Origin of the sequence: Flammeovirga sp. MY04, assembly GCF_001682195.2 — a bacterium.
In the GTDB taxonomy this organism is placed as follows: Bacteria; Bacteroidota; Bacteroidia; order Cytophagales; family Flammeovirgaceae; genus Flammeovirga; species Flammeovirga yaeyamensis.
In genome coordinates, this window is record NZ_CP003561.2 from 1,934,286 (window position 1) to 1,953,681 (window position 19,396).

A 19,396-nucleotide genomic window follows, 5' to 3' on the forward strand; every position below is an offset into this window, starting at 1 on the left:
GACACTAGTTTTAAGTTGACCCTACTGATGATAATGGTTATAATACTTTGTCGGCTAATTGTTTTAGCTCATAATCGTTTGGAAAAGCGGCAATACCTTCTTTACAATACTTCACTGATTTTTCGCTTTTTCCTTGTCGCTCGTATAACTTCACTAACAGCATATACACTCTTTCCCTGCCCCAATTAGGAGCATTCACATCTTCTGAAGTAGTTATTGGTGCTTCCAATGCTTTTAGTAAATACTTCTCTGCCACTTTTCCCCCTCCATATTTCTCTGGAGTATGAAAATCGTTTTCTCCCAAGCCTAAATAAGCCCTCATATTTTGTTTATTAAGCTTTAAAGCTTTCTTGTATTTTGATGTAGATTTTGATGCCAACGATTGGGTTTTAGCGGGATTCAGACTTATACTATATCCTAAAATATTTCCTTCCAAAGCCAGCAATTCTGAATCCTGATTTTCTGCTTCTTTAATGATACTTAAAGCTTGTTCAACTTCCTTTCTTGCTTTGTCTTCATCACCCATTTTTACAGAGTATATAGACGATTTAAAATAAGCATACGCCTTCCAATAATCGTTGGGTTGTTTTTGAATAATCCCTTCCAACTGATTGCTTTGCTTATAAAAAGAAGTCATTAAAGCCTTGTCGATCGTCTCTTGAGGAGTTTGAGCTTGTGCTGAAAAGATGACTGTAAAAAGAGACAGCATTAGAGTAATAGATTTGATAGATTTTTTCATTGTGATCTGTTTTTCTTTGTGATGATACAATGATCTATCTTTTTTAATGAAGCAGAAAAGTTCTTCTGTGAATGGTAAAAATTCCTCTGTGAGTGGTCAATGAAAATCTAAATCTCGATTTTTTTCAAATTATTTGATGTAGCCTTAGGGTTTTCCATCGGGTTTGCCCTTCTAACAATGAAAGAGCAAACATTACCTTATCTACCACACATTTTGATGTATTTTAGTTTAAAGAATTAGATGATTTGATGAAGTCAATAAAAGACAAAAAAAAAGGGGATTAATGATCCCCTTCTTTATTTATTGATTTATAAATTTTGAATTTTCTTTTGGCTGCTCTGATGAGGTTTCTTTTTTCCAATTTTCTAATAAAACCGTCAACTCTTTTATAATTTCAGTTGATGTGTGTGAAATCTCTCTTTCCTCAAAAGGATCCTCGTTCAAATTGAATAGAATTTTCTTCCCAGATTCAACGTATTCTGTCATTTTATAACCTTTGTATTGAATGACATTGACCCACTCCGAATTAAACGTCTTTGTTTTCGGTTTATATCTTGAATAATTGGTGTATTGCCACACTAATATTCTATCTTTTAATACATGTTTATCTCCCTTTAATTCCGATGAAATATCCACCCCATCAATCACTTGTTCTTTAGGTAAATTATTACCGCTAAGACCAATTAATGTCGGGTAAATATCAACATGTATAATGGGTAACTCACTTACCGTAGAAGGTGATATCGCTTTAGGGTATTTAAATATATACGGCACTCGAATTCCTCCTTCCAAAGTATTGCCTTTGTATCCCCTGTAGGGTTTATTGAACATACCATTGTCGGTTTTATAATGTCCATTATCAGAAGTAAATACCACAATTGTTTCCTCTTCTATCCCCAATTCCTTGATGGCATTTAACAAATCACCAACGCTCTCGTCTAGGTTTTTGATCATGGCCAACACATTGGTTACCTCATCCTCCATTTGGTACTTCTCTTTAAAATAAGCAAAGGTTTCTGGTTTTGGCTCTAGAGGTTTATGTACCAAATAATAGGGCATATACAAGAAGAAAGGTTGATGGTTAGCTACCTGTCTTTTCATAAAATCTATACCTTTTTGAGTTGTATAATCCGCATTATATTCATTCTCTAAGATATCATCTTGCTGTGGGAAAGACTTAAACTGATAATGACCTTTGGTTTCTATAGCTTCTGAAAAACCTTGCTGATCCATTCCCAATTTTTTACTTCCCAAATGCCATTTGCCAAAGCCAGCAGAGGTATAATTGTTCTGATTAAAGGCCTCAGGTAAAATGATTTGTTCCAAAGACAATCCTACTGTTTTTCCATCCGGTCGATTATTTTCTGGCGGAAGAAAACGCATATGTTTCAAAGTTTTCTCGTCTGATTTAAATCGATCAGACACTCTATAAATTTTATGTCTAGGCACATATTGTCCCGTCATAATTGATGCCCTAGAAGGAGCACAAGTAGGGTCGTTAGAATAACCATTGGTAAAACGCATTCCTTCTTCCGCCAACTTATCGATATTGGGAGTTTCCACATATTCATTTCCGTAGCAACCTAAAGCATTAATCCCCAAATCGTCTGCCAAAATGAAGACCACATTGGGTTGCTTTGTTTGTGCTAATAACTGACTACTCCACAGTAGCAGTAGTACTATTTTCAAGGTCTTCATAAACATTAAATGCAGTTATTTGTGGTGTTTGTTGATATGCATTGATAAGCAAACGGATGCCATCGATTTCTTCTGGTTGAATACCGATTCGGTATCCCTCTCCAATATAACTTCCACGATGAACAGTTTTCCATTTCCCGTTCTGAGAGACTTCAATAACAAAATCCTTCACATTTTGGGCTCTCATATTTTCTGATAATAACACCGTATTCACCTTCTTAGGTGATTTAAATTTAAGCGTTAATGAAGGTGTTTTATCTTTTTTAGCAGGCTCCCACCACGACTTCAATCGAATCCCCTCACTGAAAGTATTTTCTTTAGAAGAGTAGATCACTTTCCCAGCATTCTTTTCGTTTCTTTCTGATGATGCTTGAATCACAAAATCTTTCTTTGAAATTGGCATTTGATTCCAAGTTAATATTCTTTTAGTCCCTTCTAAAGAGTCCATAAAAGTGATTTTTACGATATGATCAATTTCGTCCTGTATCAAATCTTTATCAAAAGAGAATACATATTTTCCTTCCTTTTCTTTGAAGCTTTTAAACGCTCTAGTTAATCCTTCCACCTTCACTATTTGATTCTGCAAGGCAGGTAATTCAAATTGACTAGTTGCTTTTTTCATAAAGTGCAAATAAAGTACGTTCTCTTTTTGAGTAGAACCACCCCAATCAGCACCAATATATACTCCTCTTCGAGTTCCGTAAATTGATTCTCCATATTTATCTAACCACTCTCCGATACCTTTCGCCTCTTCAACATCTTTTTGAACAAACTCACCTTTACCATCAGGGCCAAAGTTTAGTAATAGATTCCCCCCATTACATACAACCTGAATCAACATAGAAGTGACTGTTTCTGTCGATTTAATCGGTCCTTCCGGACTATACAGCCATTTATCTGACATCGTCAAACAAGCCTCCCAATAACGATGATGATCCACAGGTCCAAGTGATTGTTCTGGAGTATCAAAATCTCCTCTAATTTTAGGGTTCGGCCAGCTAAAACCACTTCTTGGATTATTGATCAAACCAGGCTGCCACTCCTTCATTTTCTTTATCAAATGATAAGAATCCCATTGCCAATATTTCGAAGCTAATCCATCCCAAAATACCCCATCAATTCTTCCATACTGAGAAAACAATTGCTCAATATGCTCATTCATATAAGGTAAGTAATTTTCGTAATGCTTTTCTCTTAAACAATCCGGGTGATGCCAATCGGGTTGAGAATAATACCAAAATAATTTAACCCCATGTTTATGTGCCGCATCTGCCAATTGTTTACAAATGTCTTTCCCATAAGGAGTGTTCATGATATTGTATTCTGTATTTTTAGCATCAAAAAAACAGAAACCATCGTGGTGTTTTGCGGTAAATACCAGATACTCCGCTCCAAAATCTTTCACATGTTTCATCCATTTATCCGCATCAAAATTTACTGGATTAAAGCGCTTATACAACTCATCATATTCCTCCGCAGGCACTCCTTTATTAGCCGCTTTATTAGCCGCAGGTCGGTCGCCGAACCTACCCCAACTTAACACATTAGTAGCCAAAAGTGCAGGTCCCCAATGGACAAAAATGCCAAATTTAGCATCCTTATACCATTGCATGTCCTCTTCTGAAGTCAATAATTCTGCTTGTTGATCTTCTGTAATGAGCATACTCGAATCTTTAGGCGTAAAAAGCCATTGATCTTTGTACTTTGGTTTTGATTTCTGTGCAAAACTATTGATGCAGCTAAGTAGTAAAATGAATAATAATTTCCTTTTCATATTATTTGTTGAAGATAGTAATTTCCGATTCTTTATAACCGATGCGAATAGCTTTAGTAGATACTTTGTCACCCTCCTTAAGTACAATAGGTTGATGGTACACCTTCCATTTCCCCTCATTTATTTGATAGCCAATCGAAGCCCCTTTTGTAGTACAACTTAATTTCAATTCCCCTTTATGAACAGCTCCTATCACTTTAGAAGTTGTTGGCTGTTGATTATTCGGCCACATTTTCTCAATCATTTTTGCCTCAGGTTCAATACAAATATCTGATGTCGATTTCAGCCATTTGTCCATTACACCTCTAAATCGCTTGACTACTTTAGCATGTTCCTTAGAGGTTATCAAGTTGTTTGTTTCTTCCGGATCTTTTGATAAATCGAAGAGCATTTCGTTTGTATTTAAAGGATTGAACCAAGCCGATTGTACATCATTTAATTCCCCAGCTTCATACATTTCCTTCATCACTCTCATGGTTGGAATTTGAAGTCTGTAATTGATATCCTGATAACTAGTCGCATCCTCTTCTAAATACCTCACATATAAATAGCGACCATCGGTCACACTTCTCCTTGCTGAAGTAAACTCGTCCATTCGATCACGAGCAGCAAAAGAGTATTTTCTATCTTCTGAGAAAAAGCTCCTCCCTTGTAAATAATGTGGAATTTTTCCTCCGGCCAATTCTATCATCGAAGGAGCTAAATCAATAAAATTAATGAGTTGATCTGTATAACCTACTTTTTCAGCATTCGGATATTTGATCATAAAAGGAACATGCAAACCCGAAGCTATGACCTCTCTTTTTTGTCTTGGTAGTGGACCTCCATGATCTGAGAAAAAGAAGATGTAGGTGTTTTCATAAAGTCCATCCTTTTTTAACTGATCAATAATGTACCCTACCCTTTTATCTAGTAGTTCTAAGTTAGCATACATACGTGCCATATCCTCTCTTACTTCTGGTGTATCAGGATAATATGTTGGAAGACTAACTTTATTTTTATCCACCGTTAACGGAAGATCCTTATTTTTCCAGATCTTCGATTCATGGGTTTCATTGAAATTAAAAACCGCAAAAAACGGTTGATACTTTCCTCTATTTCTCCAGTGTGCTTTCGTATCATTTTCGTCCCAAGCTGTAAAAGGAGCGGCAAACTGATAATCCGTTTTTGCATTGTTGGTGCAATAATATCCTTCTTTTCTTAAATACTCTGTAAAACATTTCACCTCCTCAGGGAGTACTGCACTATATTCTCTAACATTGTTTCCTTCTTTATCAAGTACTCCTTTTTCTTCTCTATACGTATCATTTCCCCAACCCATAATATCACGACCTGTACGCATATGATTGGTCCCAATACTAATAGGATACATACCTGTTATGATCGCACTTCTACTTGGCGCACAAACACCTGCTGTAGAGAAGGCATTATTAAATACCTGACTCTCTTTTGAGAGTGCATTGATATTAGGAGTGTTGGCTGTAGAATCGCCATAACACGACAAAACAGGGCTCATGTCTTCAAATGAAATCCAAACAATATTAGGTTGTTTAGACTGTGCTTTTCCGATAATTGATATCGAAGTAATTAGGAGGATTAGTTTTAATAATTTCATTTTATTTCTAAAAAAAAGATGATAACATGTCAACTAAAAAAGAAAGTGCGGTATTGAATTAATTCTATTTAATACAATACGCGCACTCACCAATAGTCACACAACATATAATAGTTTTTAGCTAAGTCTTCTATTACTCTTTTTAATCTTGATGCTACAAATATATGGGTTATAATAATGAATACACTCCAATAAATGTTCGTTGTACACCAACTTTGATTCTTAAACACCTTCAAAACAATAAATCACACAATATCAATTTTTTATCAAATAACATCTAAAAATAGCAGAACAATAAATCGACCTTTGAGAACGATAATTAGACTCGATTTTTTTTTCCAATCTCTAATATTGCAGTATAGAAATTATCAATAGATATTTTTTAAATCGCATTCACATCATCTTCAGGATTTAAATAAAATAATGAAGGTGTAGAAAACTAAATTCGACATTCATCAGTTAGTGATCTTTATATTATGCAAATGAAAAGAATCGTTATTAACGTTTTAGCCCTTATCGGTTTATTCTCTTTAATAGGGTGTGCTCAAAAGAAAGAGCAGAAGCAACCGAACATTATTTTTATTATGAGTGATGACCACTCAACGGAGGCAATCTCTGCTTACGGTGGCCGTCTTGCTCAACAATTCCCAGACTTAACACCAAACATCGACCGCCTTGCAAAAGAAGGAACGGTCATGCAAAATACATTTTGTACTAACGCAATTTGTGGTCCGTCGAGAGCAGCAATTTTAACTGGTAAATTCTCTCACCAAAACGGTTTCTTTAAGAACGAATCGGGTGGTGACTTCGATGGATCGCAACAAACTTTCCCTAAATTACTTCAAAAAGCAGGTTATGAAACTGCAGTGATAGGTAAATGGCACCTTGGTACTGCCCCAACAGGTTTCGATTACTCTAAAGTGATGATCAACCACGGTGGTCAAGGAACGTATTTCAATACTATTTTCCTGGAAAATGGTCAAGATACAGTTAAAGAAACTCGATTCCACTCCACTCGTCAAGTATGGGAGGATGCTAAGAAATGGTTAACAAAAGGTCGTGATCAAGAAAAACCTTTTATGTTGATGTACCAATTTAAAGCACCTCACAGACCTTGGGAGCCTGACCCACAATTCCAACATGTATTTGATGATGTCGAGATTGTTGAACCTGAAACATTCAACGACACTTACGAAGGTAAAGTGGCAGCAGGTGACACGTGGATGACTATCGAAAGAAACTTAAACCGAAAAGATTTAAAAGTGCATCCTGAGAACATCGAGGACATGACGAAAAAGGAAATCGCTGCTTGGTACAAATACGGTAACAACAACGAAGAACCTTGGTCGCCAAACGATGAATTAAAAGGTCAAGCATTAAAGAAATGGAAATATCAGAAGTACATGAAAGAGTACTTAGGATGTGTGAAAGGTGTAGACCACTATATCGGTGAAATGTTGAACTACTTAGATGAAAATGGTTTAGCAGAAAACACTATCGTTATCTATACATCTGACCAAGGTTTCTATTTAGGTGAACATGGTTGGTTCGATAAGCGAATGATGTATGAAGAGGCCTACAGAATGCCATTTTTGATTCGTTACCCTGGTCATATTTCATCAAATACTGTTTCTAAGAAACTGACGATGAACGTTGACTTTGCACCTACACTTTTAGACTATGCAGGTGTAACTGTACCTTCAGACATTCAAGGTAAATCTTTTAGAACTGTTTTAGAAGATGACAATGCTGAATGGAGAGATGCAGTCTACTATCACTATTATGAATTCCCATGGTGGCACCATGTGCGCCCTCACTATGGCTTAAGAACTGATAGATATAAATTAATTCATTTCTACTACAATCCAGAAGCTGCGAAAAATACTTGGATTGATGAGGACTACGAATTATTCGATTTAGAAAATGATCCTAACGAGCTGAACAACCTTTATGGAAAACCTGGCTACGAAGAAATTACAGCCAAGTTAAAAGCAAAAATGGATGAGCTTCAAAAAGAATACAAAGAAGATTCTCGTGAAGAAATGATGAAAAAGACTGATGTGAAGATTGGTAGAGTTTACGAACATGCGAATTACTCTAACGTCAAGAAAAAATAATTTTGACTAAGACTATACTACCTTATCTATCTGTAGGTTACCCATCTTGTGTGGGTAACCTTTTTTATCTCTCATTAATTCTAGGTTATTCAAATTATAATTCAGCCAAGAATTATTGATGGAAATAAAAAAAGACACTCCCGAAAGGGGTGTCTTTTTTAGATAATGGGTCTATAAAAAAATAGGGAAAAATAAAATAGATAGTAATGTATTCGCTTTAGGTAATAGGTTCCGGTTACATGATGATAATCTAATTTAATACATTGATTTTGAATTTTATAATCTCTTCAGTTCGCAAGAAGTAAGAAATAAACAACATGAAAAAAAAGTTCTAGTTTTCTACTTAAATACACTTTTTATTGACATCCATGAATTATAAATCAATTGAATTATTCTAAGATGACAATATTATTCTAATTAGTAGTATTTCATTATTTCAAGTAAAAGATGGTATAATTAAGACTTTTCTCTGAGGTACCCCCCTTTAAATAAAAAATAAATTACATGATGGAGTTATTCGTGAATTCTACATATCATAAAGACGTAACCAAGTTAAAATTCTCAGTTATGGATTAAGTACTTTATTAATTATGGATATCTTGATAATAAATCTAGAATAATTGATTCAAATATATTGGGTAAATAATTTTCATCAACTGAACATATTACTTCATTTAAAAATGAATTTATTTTATATTTAAATAATTTTTTAAAACTAAATTTTTTAAACAAAATGAACGGACAACCTCCTAAAAGTTATCTGGTTGAATCAATCTTAGTGACTCTATTTTGCTGTTTACCATTTGGTATCGCAGGTATCGTAAACGCATCAAAGGTAGAATCAAGATTCTATGCGGGCGATGTTGAGGGTGCAGAAAAAGCATCTCAAGAAGCTAAAAAATGGATGAAATGGGGACTTATCTCATCAATCATCGGTGGTGTATTATATGGAATTTTAATGTTAGTTGGTGTTGCAGCAGGATTATCACAAGGTCAGTTCTAAGCAAATCCTATTAAAATTATTTATAATTTCTACAGGGTTAATTCTTTTTGTATACATCTACAGAAGTTTTAACCCTTTAGCATATGATTTCTTTCCGAAATGTCCATTAAAGTATACTACTGGATTAGAATGTCCGGGATGTGGATCTCAAAGGGCGATCCATCAATTATTAAATTTCAATTTAATAGCCGCTTTTAAGTATAATCCCTTATTAGTATTATCTATACCATATATTATAGTAGAAATTATTTTTAGGTTTGTCGATAAACAACTTATCTATAAACAAAGAAAGGTCCTTTACGGACCTCTTGCGATTAAAATAATCTTCTGGATTGTCATTGCCTACTGGATAGGCAGAAATATTATTTTACATCTACTATAGTTGTACTGCAATCTTCGCTAAAACAAAAGAAACGAATACAATTGCGGAAACTACACCCAATGCATTTAAATTATGTTTTGATTGAGTAGCTACAGAAAATAAGCCTACTAACATAACAAACATAAAAAGAACGATAACTAATATAGTACTCATGATAATGTGGGTTGTGAATTAAAACATTTGACTTTACTTACATAACGCTTTACCCTACTATAATTCTGTTAATGATTTCACAACTTCTCCTAACAAATGTGATTGTACATTTAAAACCCAGCTGTTATATTGGTTATGCCACTCTACAATTTTTAAAAATAATATAACAGCTGAGATCCTAATTGGTATCAGTTTATTCTCCTATGAAAACAGATTCTTTATCCACCTGAAGGACGTTTTCTCCTTTAGTATACCATTCTAAAAATGATTCGAAAGCTTCTTCATTTTGGGTGACCCAAGCATCAATTTCCTTTTCATTACCCATCTGTAGAATATAATGGTTATAAGCCTCTAAATGTCCAGCATCATCAACTACCTTTTGATATTTAAACAATACATTTGGGTAGTCGTAAATGTCTTTTTGAGCATAATTTTTTAGAAATACTTTTCGGATCGCACACATATACTCCAAATCAATATTCTTTTCGTTAGCTTGAGTAGCAGTAGCTATCGCCATATTTTTAAAAAAGATCATAGAGAAAGGCATTTTGATTTCTCCATCAGAACCTTGATTGATATTAATATTTAAGGTTTTATTAAATGAATACACCACAGAATCACCTTTTACCGTAATTGAGTTTTTGTAAGTATCATACAACATCTTTGACATCTGTGTTGTTCGATCAGATCCTCTTTCGATGTTCATAAACAACTCACCATAGATTAACCCATCAATCTTATAATCGGAATTAAGATATAAATCTGCAAGACGAAAATAGTTTGAAGGGTACATTGGATCCTTGCGAATGCCTTCTTTATAATAATCAATTGCATAATCATAAAGCTGCTGATGTAAATAGATGTTGCCTGTTTCCAAATATAAATTACCTGCATTAGGGAAAACCTTTAAACCTTCTTCATATTTCTTCAACGCCTTTTTCGGTTTACCCATCCAACTATCACAATTCCCTAATAATTGATATACCTGACTATTGGCATCATTATGTTTTTTTGATTTATTCAAATACTTAATAGCCGTTTTATAATCCTTTTTTAGAATGTAAGCATAAGCAATTTCATAGGTATAAATGAAAGTCGTTGGATCTAACTTTTCGCATTCCAATAACATTTTGATGCTACTCTCAACAGCTCCATTATCCATTAACTCAATAGCTTCCTCTGCTTTTTTCTGTGCTTTTTCTTTGTTCGTTTGCCCAAAAGTAAAAATGGACGATAAAAGTAATAGTCCAGTAATTAGTAAGTTTTTCATAAAAGATAGTTTTATATTGATACGTTTGAAATTTGCTTTTTTAGATCTAATAAATGATGATAAAGTGCTTCTTCCTGTCCCTCTACTCTCAATTCTTTAGGGAATAATGCACTTCCCATTCCAACCCCATATACTCCCAAATCAAAATACTCTTTGATATTTCCTTGATGAACTCCCCCAGTAGGTACTAATTTTATAGTATCTAGAGGTGCCATAATTTCTTTAATGTATTGTATTCCTAACATATTTGGAAACAGCTTTACAGCATCCACTCCCAAATCCCAAGCAGCATATATTTCAGAAGGTGTAAACGCTCCTGCAAAAATGGGCAAGTTCAGTTCTTTACACTTTACTATCACTTCTTTATTAATAATTGGTGTAACGATAAATTGAGCCCCCGCATCGACTGCTTTTAATACATCTTGAAGCGAACAAACGGTGCCTGCTCCTACATTTAAATTTGGAAATTGTTTGGATAGAAATTGAATTTGCTCTTCTACTCCATCAGTATTCATGGTAATCTCTATGGACGAAAAACCAGCTTTTTCGTAGGCTTGCATCATTCGCTCTAAATTGTTGATACTTTCACCTCTTAATATGCCGATGATAGGTGTTTGCTTATATTTTTCCCAAGAAAAAGTTTGTTGGTTCATAGAGTAATATTGTTGGTCTTTTTTTCTTGATTTAATATGAAAAAAAGATTTATTAATTCTTAATTAGAACATACATTTTAAGATATTTTATAACTTGTGAAACACTTTTCAAATTCACATCTTATCATGGTAAAATATTTTTGCATTACAATTTGTTTTCTTTTGGGTTTCTTATTCTATTCTTGCAATACTTCATCAGGAAATGTAGCCCAAGAAACTATTGAGTTTTCTGCGAATCATCAAGATCTAAAATTCTTAGTTTCTTTTGAAGACGATGCCATTAATGTAAAAGACAAAAACAATATCAATTATCATTTAGAACATGTACAGTCTGGGTCTGGAGCCAAATACTCCGATGGTACGCATGAGTTTTGGATAAAAGGAGATGATTTTATTTGGTCGGTGAATGGCAAAAAAATCTGCAATGGATCTATAAGCATTTCTGAAGATCAATTAATAGGTGATTATGCAAGTGCTGATTATAAAAATAGAAAGGAAGGGTACGATTGGACTGGCGTAAGAGTCAGTAAATTTGATGATGAAAAGTTAAACATCAAAGTAAGATCAAGAAGTGATAAAAAGAAGCCAACTTGTACTTTAGATGTTTTGGCATATAAAACCAAAAATGGAGTGTATCATGCATTTGTCAATGGTGGAAAAGTATTATTTAAATTCCATGAAAATTCATTGGATATTACTTCTGAAAAACCTGATTTAATGCGTTTTTATTGTTCAGGTGGAGGCTCGTTCTTAAATACTTATCAAAAACAAAACAAACCACTTGATCCTCAACAGGTAGATCAAAGAACCTATGCGCATTACGCTGAATACATGAACATTGGATTTGACATTTCGGCTTTCAATAAGAAAGGAAAACAAGAAGTGATCATACAAACATTGGGGTTAGCACACGATGACAAAATCACTATCCCGTTTGAAGGGACTATTATACATACTTATGTGGAAGATCTCGATTTAGATATGTCGCCAGACGTGGTGATCGTTGGTAGAGATAAGAATAAAGAAGGTGTTTTAGTCGCCTTTTCAACAAATAATAAAAAGTCTATCAGTCAAGTGACCTTTAAAAGTATAAAAGAAGATGTTGGATTATCTGAGGGATACCAAGGTAACGACGATTTTGCAATAGTAGAAACCACTTTAGTCCAACGTTTTCCTTTTTATGAAAACGGTAAAACAGAGGGTAAAATGAAACAAATTCAATATAAACTCAAGCACGGAGAAGCATCGAAAAAATTTGAAGTGGACCGTGTCATCGAATTCTAACATGAACAACACTCTATATTTTCCTATACCGGAAGAAGCCATCCCATATTTAAAGAAAAAAGATAAAAAACTTTCTGCAGCAATAGATCGAATTGGAGAGATAAAACGGCCCATTAATCCAGATTTATTTTCAGCATTGGTCAATAGTATCGTTGGTCAACAAATTTCCACCAAAGCACAAAAAACGGTATGGAATAGAATAAAAAATGGTGTGGGTGAAGTGACTCCTAAAAGTATCCATGAATTCGATAGAGAAGAATTAAAGTCTTTCGGTCTTTCTTATCGAAAAGTGGACTATATCAAGGATTTCTCTGCAAAGGTGTATACTAAAGAATTCGATATAGAATCGCTAACAGAAATGACAGACGAAGAAGTATGCAAACAACTCTCCTCCTTAAAAGGAATTGGGAATTGGACCGCCGAAATGTTGATGCTTTTTTCCATGCAAAGACAAAATATTTTATCCTTCGGTGATTTGGCCATCATCCGAGGTATATCCAAGTTGTATGGACACAAAGAAGTTGATAAAGTAAGGTTCGAAAAATACCGAAAACGATATAGCCCCTACGGATCTGTAGCTAGTTTGTACCTTTGGGCAATTAGTCATGAAGATTTTGTGGTCAGAAAATCTTAAAAAAATCAGTATTCTTCTAATAATATTTAAGAATGCTTAAAACCTCAACATTCTACTAATTAATTCGTTTATTGTATAAGAAAGTCAATAATATGAGGCTCAATGCTACAATAATCACTCAAATTTTTGGTTTAATCAAATATTTTTGCGTTATTGGTAGGCTAACACCAAAATTATTAATCGACTTTTTATGGTGTTTTAATTAAAAATCAATTTATTAAAACAAATCGGTATCAATTATTGTAATACAATAACTTATACCTAATTAACAATTTTACGACTATGAAGAATGTTGGAAAAAACGCTGGAAGATTGTCTTCCAGAGATCAGAAGAATAGAGACCTTAACGAGGTAATTAACAAAATGAATAACTTTTATGTACCAGCAACAACAACCGAAAAAGACTACGTACATTATAAGTATTTATTAGACCAAATCACTCAGAAAACAGAGAACCGTTAAGATATATTCTTCTTTAATTGAATTAATTATTCAATTTTTGGGAACAAGGCATAATGCTGATATTACTTCAGATTATGCCTTTTTATTTTACTTATTCTTTGATGATTCTATACGACTGTTTATGGTCGATTTTTATAAAATAAGTACCCTTTTGATACTGCCTAAATGCGATATCAAATTCTTTTTGTTCACTCCAATCTTTAAATAGTAGTCGACCTTGTTGATCAAAAACTTCAATAAAATATTTATCATTTGAAGAAATGATATGTACATTATCGATTGTTGGATTTGGAAATAACCTTATCTCGTCATGTAACTTCTGAGGTTTATATATCAAAGAAATAGGAAATTGATGTCCTGTATATTCCTCAAAATCGTAGGCAGTTTGCGGAGGAGTATCACCAAAAGCTAAACCTTTATAAAATACTTTGGATAAATTATTCGAGACATTCGCTTTTAGAAACTTTCCATCCTTTTCGAATTGTGTAAATACCCAATAGGTTCCCTGCTCTAGAAAGATATCTTCAAACGTTATGGATAACTGAGATAATGACATCTTTATCTCATTAGAGCTTACAATTAACTCTCCAGGAGCATTGTCTTCATCAGCATAGATATAGAATTTCACTTTATCACCTGTGGCATTACACTCCATCTGAATAGTATTGATAAATCCATCTCCTAACACTTTGTAAGGTATCCCAACCATATAATTAGAAGAGGAATAAATTTCTGTATCAAAAGTCAACTTTGGGTTTTGAGCAATAGCTGAACTCAAACACAATAAAAGTGACCACATAAGTATATTTTTCATAGTTTTTGATGTCTTATTCATAAATGTAATCGGTATCTGATGCTCCCGTGGTAATAATTCTTGCCTCACTTCTGTAAACCACTTTGTCTCCAGAAAATACTCCTCCCTGCACCGTAATATTTGATGTTGATGGAATAGTTACACTATATCTACCAGGTATATCTCCAATTGTATTCGTAGAAAATTTAGCCGTAAAGATAATTGGGGCAATTGGGTGTGTTTTATAACGTTGTCCACCAGCATCTTTGATAATTAATGAATACACTCCGGGCTTAGGGGATCGACTATTTCTAACATCCACTAATTTTTGTCGATGTAACTCTGACATAAATCGTAGACCTTCAACACCTGTAACGCTTGGATAATTTGAAGCAAGTAAGTCATTAGTTCCACTAGATACAGTGTTGACTATCGTTTGTTTAAATGTGATATTCTCAAATATCGTATTGGTAAATTCTCCCCTTCTTGATTGAGGTAAAAGACTAGCTGAAGCGATATATAAAGTCGATAAACTATTTTCAGCGTACAGATCAGTAGCATAAATATTGTTACAGATCTTCGAATGAGGTTTTATAAAAAGTGCAGCAAAGCCCAAACTATTTGATACATCTTTGATATAAATATCATCAATGGCACCCATTTTCTGACTACCCGTTAGATTAAGGTCGTCGTTGTCCTTACCACTACCCGGTTCTAATCGCACCGTAATTCCTTGTTCTCCCTCTAGGTTTTCCATGTAAATTCTTTTACCACTAAAAGGTTGAACTAAAGCATAGCCAGTTCCAATTTTAATCGCTTTAGCATCTCGCACTACACCCTGAATCGGAATTCGATTAAAAGTGCTGAGATCATAATTTGCCCTGCCTGTCTCGTCCCTACCAAGGAATTTACTATCCGCTACCAAAAAGACGGAGGGATTTAAGGTATAATTATCGGTAATGATGAATCTAGAAATAGCAAAATTCTTTACGAATCCTACCTTAAATGGAGTGGCTGTTTCTAAAGGAGCAAAATTACTCAAATCGATTTCAAACCAAGTAGCAGAATTATTTGATGCCCCAATAATTTCCACATTAGAAATCACTTCCTGAAGGGAATTCGCATCTCTACCAAGATTAAATAACGTATTGTTATTTCCACTTCTATCGATGGTAATTTTCACATTATTACCTATTTCAATACGAACATTCGATTGAAGAAAGATTTGCCCAAGGGTATAATTTCCTTCCAGAATTTTCACGACACCACCACCAAGGTTAGAAACCGTTTCAATTGCTTCGTTAATCTGATTAGCTGTAGCATTGCCCTCTCTAAATATGATGGTTTTATTGATATTCACTTTATCAACAAAGAAGGTGAGATTTTTACTTCCCACAGTCGCTCTTGTTGTTCCAATGGTTTTCTGTGCTTGTACAGAAAAAGTAGACAGAAGAAAAGCAGCACTTATTAGAAGTAAGGAGTTAAACCTACCTCTGAAAAAGTGGCAATAATTGTATTTCATAATTTAGTTCGTTAATAGGGTGTTTTATATGTTGTTTACCCTAAATTCAAAATTCATCTCATACTATGAGTTTACTTTATAGTCAGCTAGCTTTAATTAATTTTTTAAACACTTTTTAGTGATCAAATAAGTAATTGTTCGAAAGGTATAATCCTTCTTCTATCCCACTGTTGTTCAGGATAAAAAGAATGTTTTTATGCGTTCTTCATTTTTATAAATGTTTCTTTTTGATTTTAAACCAAGAGAAACATTTACCATTTAAACCTGTTTTAAAGGGGATTTCATTCTACGATTAATGATTTGTGTTAGCCTAACAGTAATCTGTGCTTATTGGATAGCATAAGTTTTTAGAAATTTGAATAAATTATAATACGAAACATTAAACACTTTCAATATGACACAAATTGACTCTTCAAAACCCGTTTTAGTTACTGGAGCCAACGGATACGTTGCAAGCTGGCTAGTAGAAGAATTATTAAAAAATGGCATCACTGTTCACGCTGCTGTTAGAAATCCAGATAATAAAAAGAAAGTTGGACACCTTATTGACTTAGGTGATAAACACCCAGGAGAAATCAAATTTTTCAAAACCGATTTACTAACAGAAAATTCTTATGCAGAGGCCATGCAAGGTTGTGAATTGGTTTATCATACTGCTTCTCCTTTTATAACAGACGTAAAGGATCCACAAAGAGACTTAGTAGACCCTGCCGTAAAAGGCACATCCAATGTGCTATTAACCGCCAATAATACTCCCTCTGTAAAAAGAGTGGTGGTAACCAGTAGTGTAGTGGCTACTTATACTGACGCATCAGATTTAGCCAATACACCAAAAGGAATGATCGATGAAGAGGTTTGGAACACCACTGCTTCTTTGGATTATCAACCTTACTCTTTATCGAAAACATTGGCAGAAAAAAAGGCGTGGGAAATTGCAGATGCACAATCACAATGGGATTTAGTAACAATCAACCCTGCATTTGTCATGGGCCCTGCCCAAAATGCGGTAGCTACTACATCAGAAAGTATGGCGGTACTAAAACAAATGGGTGACGGTACTTTTAAAATGGGAGCTCCAAAAATGGGCGTTGGAGTGATTGATGTTCGTGACCTAGCAGTAGCTCATTATAAAGCCGGTTTCACTCCAGAAGCCAAAGGTCGATACATTACCTCAGCTCATAATACAAACTTCTTAGAAATGGGGTTAACCCTCCAAGATAAATTTGGAGCCAATTATCCTCTACCTAAAAAAGCATTACCTAAATGGTTGTTGATGATTGTTGGTCCTTTCACCAATAAATTATTGACTAGAAGGTTTATTAAAAACAATGTCAATATCGAATGGAAAGCAGACAATTCTAAAATAGTAAATGATTTAGGAATGACTTTCCGTCCACTAAAAGAAACTATGGAAGATTCTTTCCAGGTGTTGGTGGATAATAAAATAGTTTAATATCAATTGTATTATGATTAGTTCAAGGATGAATCTTGGACTAATCATGATACTCTATTTTTTTATAATGTTTGAAGTTAATTTCAGACCACGTTTATCAAACAAATGTAATAGTTCCTCTTTATCATAAGGTGGTTTTTTATACATTTTCAATTGTTGTTCGAAAGCAATATGAAGTAATTCTCTATCCAATTGACTATAAATAAATTCATCAGGGTGAATGGCTGTAACATTCAATTGAACTAATTCTTTTTTAGGAAAATCTTTAATGTTGTATGTAATTATAAAATTTGATTTACTTTCCAAGGCACATGCAACTACATGTCTATCATCTAAGTCTTTGGATAAAAAAATTTCATCAATCCTAGCATCAATTAATTCAGACTTAATATTAGATTCAGGAAAAATGGCATTCATTTTATCAGCTATTATTTTATATTTATTTGGGTTTTCATTTCTATTTAAAGCTAAATTCCGAATCCACTCAGATTGGATATAATCTGACCAAAAAGCATTTATCGCATTGTTGTTATGTAAACATAAGAAAAGATCTCTCAGAATTACCGGGTATAGAATATTAGCATCTAGAACACAATTAATCATTATACATCTAGATTTAAATCATTAGACAAATCTGATAATTCATTCAGTTTTTTACCAATATTTTCTCTGTCCATCTTGTAATTCAAGACATCTTGTTCTTTGAACATTCTTCGGTTCCCATTTCTTATATAATTTAATTTACCATTATCTGAAAGCTTGATTAAGGTTGGACGTGACATTCCTAAAATATCTGCTGCTTTTTGAGAGGTAATTAAAGTAGATAATTTTTCAGGAGCAGTATCAGATAAAACAATATTTTTGATAGATTTTATTTTATCCTCGTCTTCAATAATCATTCTTGTTCCATTAATGATTACTTCAATTTTTTGCGTGTTATTATAAGACATAAGCTTTACATTTTTACAAATATAATGATTATTTGAAATATTCGAAAATGTATTTTTTAATATATTTAGTACTGATATTACACCACAACGTTCGTACACCCCTCCAAATGAATCAGTTAATCTCTTTAATTTCCGCTCCAAATTTCGTATATTAAGCGTAACCGATATTGAATTATTACCATAACACTAACAACTGTTTTAGTAATATAGCAACGATACTTAACCAATTTAAAACTAAAATAACATGGAGAAATTTAGCGGATACCCAATTACCAAATGGAAAGACGACGATTGTCAGATGGTTTTATTAGATGACTTATCGTTTACCGATCACGACCAAAAAGTATGGAATGTTCCTTTGGGAGCAGAAATTAATGGAGCAAGCATCCCTTCATCTTTGTGGAATATTGTAGGATCTCCTTTTGTAGGAAAGTATAGAAGAGCCTCTGTGGTGCACGATTACTTTGCTGGCGAAGGTCACAATCCTAACGTATCTTATCAAGAGAGAAGAGAAGCAGATAAAATGTTTTTTGAGGCATGCAGAACAGATGGCTGTACATGGAAGTGTGCTGCTTTGTTGTATCTAGGTGTTTCTATCGGATCTTGGTGGTCGAGGAAAGGAATTACGACCACACATGAAACAGAATGTTTCTCCTCTTTTCAGACGGATCAAGATGCACTGATCAAAAATAAGTATGATGAATTACTTGAAAAGGTGAGTTACATTATTGAACACGAAGAAAATTTTGAGAAGCTAGTGAAGTTGGTGGATCAAGAAATTGATTAAAAAAAAGGCCTTGATGAAACACCAAGGACTTACTCCATTACTATTACTCTAATTATTTTTTCTGAGTATGAAGTTGTCAAATACACTGATTGAACAACTTCATACTC

19 protein-coding genes are annotated in these 19,396 nt (G+C 33.8%); 8 read left to right on the plus strand and 11 right to left on the minus strand.

Going from position 1 to position 19,396, the window contains the following annotated elements; all coding sequences use genetic code 11:
• Nucleotides 1-37: 37 nt before the first annotated feature.
• The 4 genes from MY04_RS26895 to MY04_RS26910 all read right to left on the minus strand — a co-directional run bounded on the left by MY04_RS26895 (nucleotide 38) and on the right by MY04_RS26910 (nucleotide 5,826).
• On the minus strand, nucleotides 38-739 hold the full coding sequence (locus MY04_RS26895; protein ID WP_066216203.1) for a hypothetical protein: 702 nt from the start codon (nucleotides 737-739) through the stop codon (nucleotides 38-40).
• 300 nt (nucleotides 740-1,039) lie between these two features.
• Nucleotides 1,040-2,428 carry a sulfatase gene (locus MY04_RS26900; RefSeq protein ID WP_205960539.1) on the minus strand — a complete coding sequence of 463 codons (1,389 nt, stop codon included), beginning with the start codon at nucleotides 2,426-2,428 and terminating at the stop codon, nucleotides 1,040-1,042.
• Nucleotides 2,397-4,211 (minus strand): alpha-L-fucosidase, encoded by a 1,815-nt coding sequence (locus MY04_RS26905; protein WP_066216207.1) that lies wholly within the window; start codon nucleotides 4,209-4,211, stop codon nucleotides 2,397-2,399. Before MY04_RS26905 ends, MY04_RS26900 begins: the two co-directional genes overlap by 32 nt.
• A 1-nt stretch (nucleotide 4,212) precedes the next feature.
• Nucleotides 4,213-5,826: a sulfatase family protein gene (locus MY04_RS26910; protein WP_066216209.1), complete on the minus strand. Its 1,614-nt coding sequence runs from the start codon at nucleotides 5,824-5,826 to the stop codon at nucleotides 4,213-4,215.
• A gap of 482 nt (nucleotides 5,827-6,308) precedes the next feature.
• Here MY04_RS26910 and MY04_RS26915 point away from each other — a divergent pair, with 482 nt between their 5' ends.
• The 3 genes from MY04_RS26915 (at nucleotide 6,309) to MY04_RS28385 (ending at nucleotide 9,328) form a co-directional block, all read left to right on the plus strand.
• Nucleotides 6,309-7,943 carry a sulfatase family protein gene (locus MY04_RS26915; protein WP_084006203.1) on the plus strand — a complete coding sequence of 545 codons (1,635 nt, stop codon included), beginning with the start codon at nucleotides 6,309-6,311 and terminating at the stop codon, nucleotides 7,941-7,943.
• A gap of 733 nt (nucleotides 7,944-8,676) precedes the next feature.
• Nucleotides 8,677-8,946: a CD225/dispanin family protein gene (locus MY04_RS26920; RefSeq protein ID WP_066216211.1), complete on the plus strand. Its 270-nt coding sequence runs from the start codon at nucleotides 8,677-8,679 to the stop codon at nucleotides 8,944-8,946.
• Complete coding sequence (locus tag MY04_RS28385) at nucleotides 8,912-9,328, plus strand: DUF2752 domain-containing protein (RefSeq protein WP_158297944.1); 417 nt, start codon at nucleotides 8,912-8,914, stop codon at nucleotides 9,326-9,328. Before MY04_RS26920 ends, MY04_RS28385 begins: the two co-directional genes overlap by 35 nt.
• Here MY04_RS28385 and MY04_RS26930 read toward each other — a convergent pair.
• The 3 genes from MY04_RS26930 to MY04_RS26940 all read right to left on the minus strand — a co-directional run bounded on the left by MY04_RS26930 (nucleotide 9,323) and on the right by MY04_RS26940 (nucleotide 11,404).
• Nucleotides 9,323-9,481: a hypothetical protein gene (locus MY04_RS26930; RefSeq protein ID WP_158297945.1), complete on the minus strand. Its 159-nt coding sequence runs from the start codon at nucleotides 9,479-9,481 to the stop codon at nucleotides 9,323-9,325. The two genes, MY04_RS28385 and MY04_RS26930, sit on opposite strands and share 6 nt — an antisense overlap.
• Nucleotides 9,482-9,674: 193 nt before the next feature.
• On the minus strand, nucleotides 9,675-10,751 hold the full coding sequence (locus MY04_RS26935; protein ID WP_066216213.1) for a tetratricopeptide repeat protein: 1,077 nt from the start codon (nucleotides 10,749-10,751) through the stop codon (nucleotides 9,675-9,677).
• 11 nt (nucleotides 10,752-10,762) lie between these two features.
• Complete coding sequence (locus tag MY04_RS26940; protein WP_066216216.1) at nucleotides 10,763-11,404, minus strand: bifunctional 4-hydroxy-2-oxoglutarate aldolase/2-dehydro-3-deoxy-phosphogluconate aldolase; 642 nt, start codon at nucleotides 11,402-11,404, stop codon at nucleotides 10,763-10,765.
• A 126-nt stretch (nucleotides 11,405-11,530) separates the two neighbouring features.
• Between MY04_RS26940 and MY04_RS26945 the strand changes: the two genes are divergently transcribed.
• From MY04_RS26945 to MY04_RS26955, 3 genes are all read left to right on the plus strand, one after another.
• Complete coding sequence (locus MY04_RS26945) at nucleotides 11,531-12,688, plus strand: MliC family protein (protein WP_066216217.1); 1,158 nt, start codon at nucleotides 11,531-11,533, stop codon at nucleotides 12,686-12,688.
• A 1-nt stretch (nucleotide 12,689) separates the two neighbouring features.
• Nucleotides 12,690-13,322 (plus strand): DNA-3-methyladenine glycosylase family protein, encoded by a 633-nt coding sequence (locus MY04_RS26950; protein ID WP_066216219.1) that lies wholly within the window; start codon nucleotides 12,690-12,692, stop codon nucleotides 13,320-13,322.
• A gap of 282 nt (nucleotides 13,323-13,604) precedes the next feature.
• Entirely contained in the window at nucleotides 13,605-13,784 is a 180-nt protein-coding gene (locus tag MY04_RS26955; RefSeq protein ID WP_066216221.1) for a hypothetical protein, read from the plus strand.
• A 91-nt stretch (nucleotides 13,785-13,875) separates the two neighbouring features.
• Here MY04_RS26955 and MY04_RS26960 read toward each other — a convergent pair whose 3' ends face one another.
• Both MY04_RS26960 and MY04_RS26965 read right to left on the minus strand, forming a co-directional pair.
• Nucleotides 13,876-14,598 carry a T9SS type A sorting domain-containing protein gene (locus tag MY04_RS26960; RefSeq protein ID WP_158297946.1) on the minus strand — a complete coding sequence of 241 codons (723 nt, stop codon included), beginning with the start codon at nucleotides 14,596-14,598 and terminating at the stop codon, nucleotides 13,876-13,878.
• A gap of 13 nt (nucleotides 14,599-14,611) precedes the next feature.
• Entirely contained in the window at nucleotides 14,612-16,099 is a 1,488-nt protein-coding gene (locus tag MY04_RS26965) for a hypothetical protein (protein WP_066216224.1), read from the minus strand.
• 394 nt (nucleotides 16,100-16,493) lie between these two features.
• Here MY04_RS26965 and MY04_RS26970 point away from each other — a divergent pair, with 394 nt between their 5' ends.
• Complete coding sequence (locus MY04_RS26970) at nucleotides 16,494-17,552, plus strand: NAD-dependent epimerase/dehydratase family protein (protein ID WP_066216225.1); 1,059 nt, start codon at nucleotides 16,494-16,496, stop codon at nucleotides 17,550-17,552.
• A 54-nt stretch (nucleotides 17,553-17,606) separates the two neighbouring features.
• Here the strand turns inward: MY04_RS26970 and MY04_RS26975 are convergent, their stop codons facing one another.
• Nucleotides 17,607-18,155, minus strand: coding sequence for a PIN domain-containing protein (locus MY04_RS26975; RefSeq protein WP_066216227.1), 549 nt, complete (start codon nucleotides 18,153-18,155; stop codon nucleotides 17,607-17,609).
• Nucleotides 18,155-18,502: a helix-turn-helix domain-containing protein gene (locus tag MY04_RS26980; protein WP_066216230.1), complete on the minus strand. Its 348-nt coding sequence runs from the start codon at nucleotides 18,500-18,502 to the stop codon at nucleotides 18,155-18,157. The genes MY04_RS26975 and MY04_RS26980 overlap by 1 nt, the downstream gene beginning before the upstream one ends.
• Before the next feature lie 244 nt (nucleotides 18,503-18,746).
• Between MY04_RS26980 and MY04_RS26985 the strand changes: the two genes are divergently transcribed.
• A complete protein-coding gene (locus MY04_RS26985; RefSeq protein WP_066216233.1) occupies nucleotides 18,747-19,289 on the plus strand; it encodes a DUF1353 domain-containing protein in 543 nt (180 codons plus the stop codon).
• The last annotated feature ends 107 nt before the right edge of the window (nucleotides 19,290-19,396 follow it).

Excerpts from the sequence above, each read along its gene's own strand:
- MY04_RS26895 (WP_066216203.1), bottom strand. The coding sequence starts at position 739 with ATGAAAAAATCTATCAAATCTATTACTCTAATGCTGTCTCTTTTTACA.
- MY04_RS26905 (WP_066216207.1), bottom strand. The coding sequence starts at position 4,211 with ATGAAAAGGAAATTATTATTCATTTTACTACTTAGCTGCATCAATAGT.
- MY04_RS26910 (WP_066216209.1), bottom strand. The coding sequence starts at position 5,826 with ATGAAATTATTAAAACTAATCCTCCTAATTACTTCGATATCAATTATC.
- MY04_RS26915 (WP_084006203.1), top strand. The coding sequence starts at position 6,309 with ATGAAAAGAATCGTTATTAACGTTTTAGCCCTTATCGGTTTATTCTCT.
- MY04_RS26920 (WP_066216211.1), top strand. The coding sequence starts at position 8,677 with ATGAACGGACAACCTCCTAAAAGTTATCTGGTTGAATCAATCTTAGTG.
- MY04_RS26930 (WP_158297945.1), bottom strand. The coding sequence starts at position 9,481 with ATGAGTACTATATTAGTTATCGTTCTTTTTATGTTTGTTATGTTAGTA.
- MY04_RS26935 (WP_066216213.1), bottom strand. The coding sequence starts at position 10,751 with ATGAAAAACTTACTAATTACTGGACTATTACTTTTATCGTCCATTTTT.
- MY04_RS26940 (WP_066216216.1), bottom strand. The coding sequence starts at position 11,404 with ATGAACCAACAAACTTTTTCTTGGGAAAAATATAAGCAAACACCTATC.
- MY04_RS26945 (WP_066216217.1), top strand. The coding sequence starts at position 11,531 with ATGGTAAAATATTTTTGCATTACAATTTGTTTTCTTTTGGGTTTCTTA.
- MY04_RS26950 (WP_066216219.1), top strand. The coding sequence starts at position 12,690 with ATGAACAACACTCTATATTTTCCTATACCGGAAGAAGCCATCCCATAT.
- MY04_RS26955 (WP_066216221.1), top strand. The coding sequence starts at position 13,605 with ATGAAGAATGTTGGAAAAAACGCTGGAAGATTGTCTTCCAGAGATCAG.
- MY04_RS26960 (WP_158297946.1), bottom strand. The coding sequence starts at position 14,598 with ATGAAAAATATACTTATGTGGTCACTTTTATTGTGTTTGAGTTCAGCT.
- MY04_RS26965 (WP_066216224.1), bottom strand. The coding sequence starts at position 16,099 with ATGAAATACAATTATTGCCACTTTTTCAGAGGTAGGTTTAACTCCTTA.
- MY04_RS26970 (WP_066216225.1), top strand. The coding sequence starts at position 16,494 with ATGACACAAATTGACTCTTCAAAACCCGTTTTAGTTACTGGAGCCAAC.
- MY04_RS26975 (WP_066216227.1), bottom strand. The coding sequence starts at position 18,155 with ATGATTAATTGTGTTCTAGATGCTAATATTCTATACCCGGTAATTCTG.
- MY04_RS26980 (WP_066216230.1), bottom strand. The coding sequence starts at position 18,502 with ATGTCTTATAATAACACGCAAAAAATTGAAGTAATCATTAATGGAACA.
- MY04_RS26985 (WP_066216233.1), top strand. The coding sequence starts at position 18,747 with ATGGAGAAATTTAGCGGATACCCAATTACCAAATGGAAAGACGACGAT.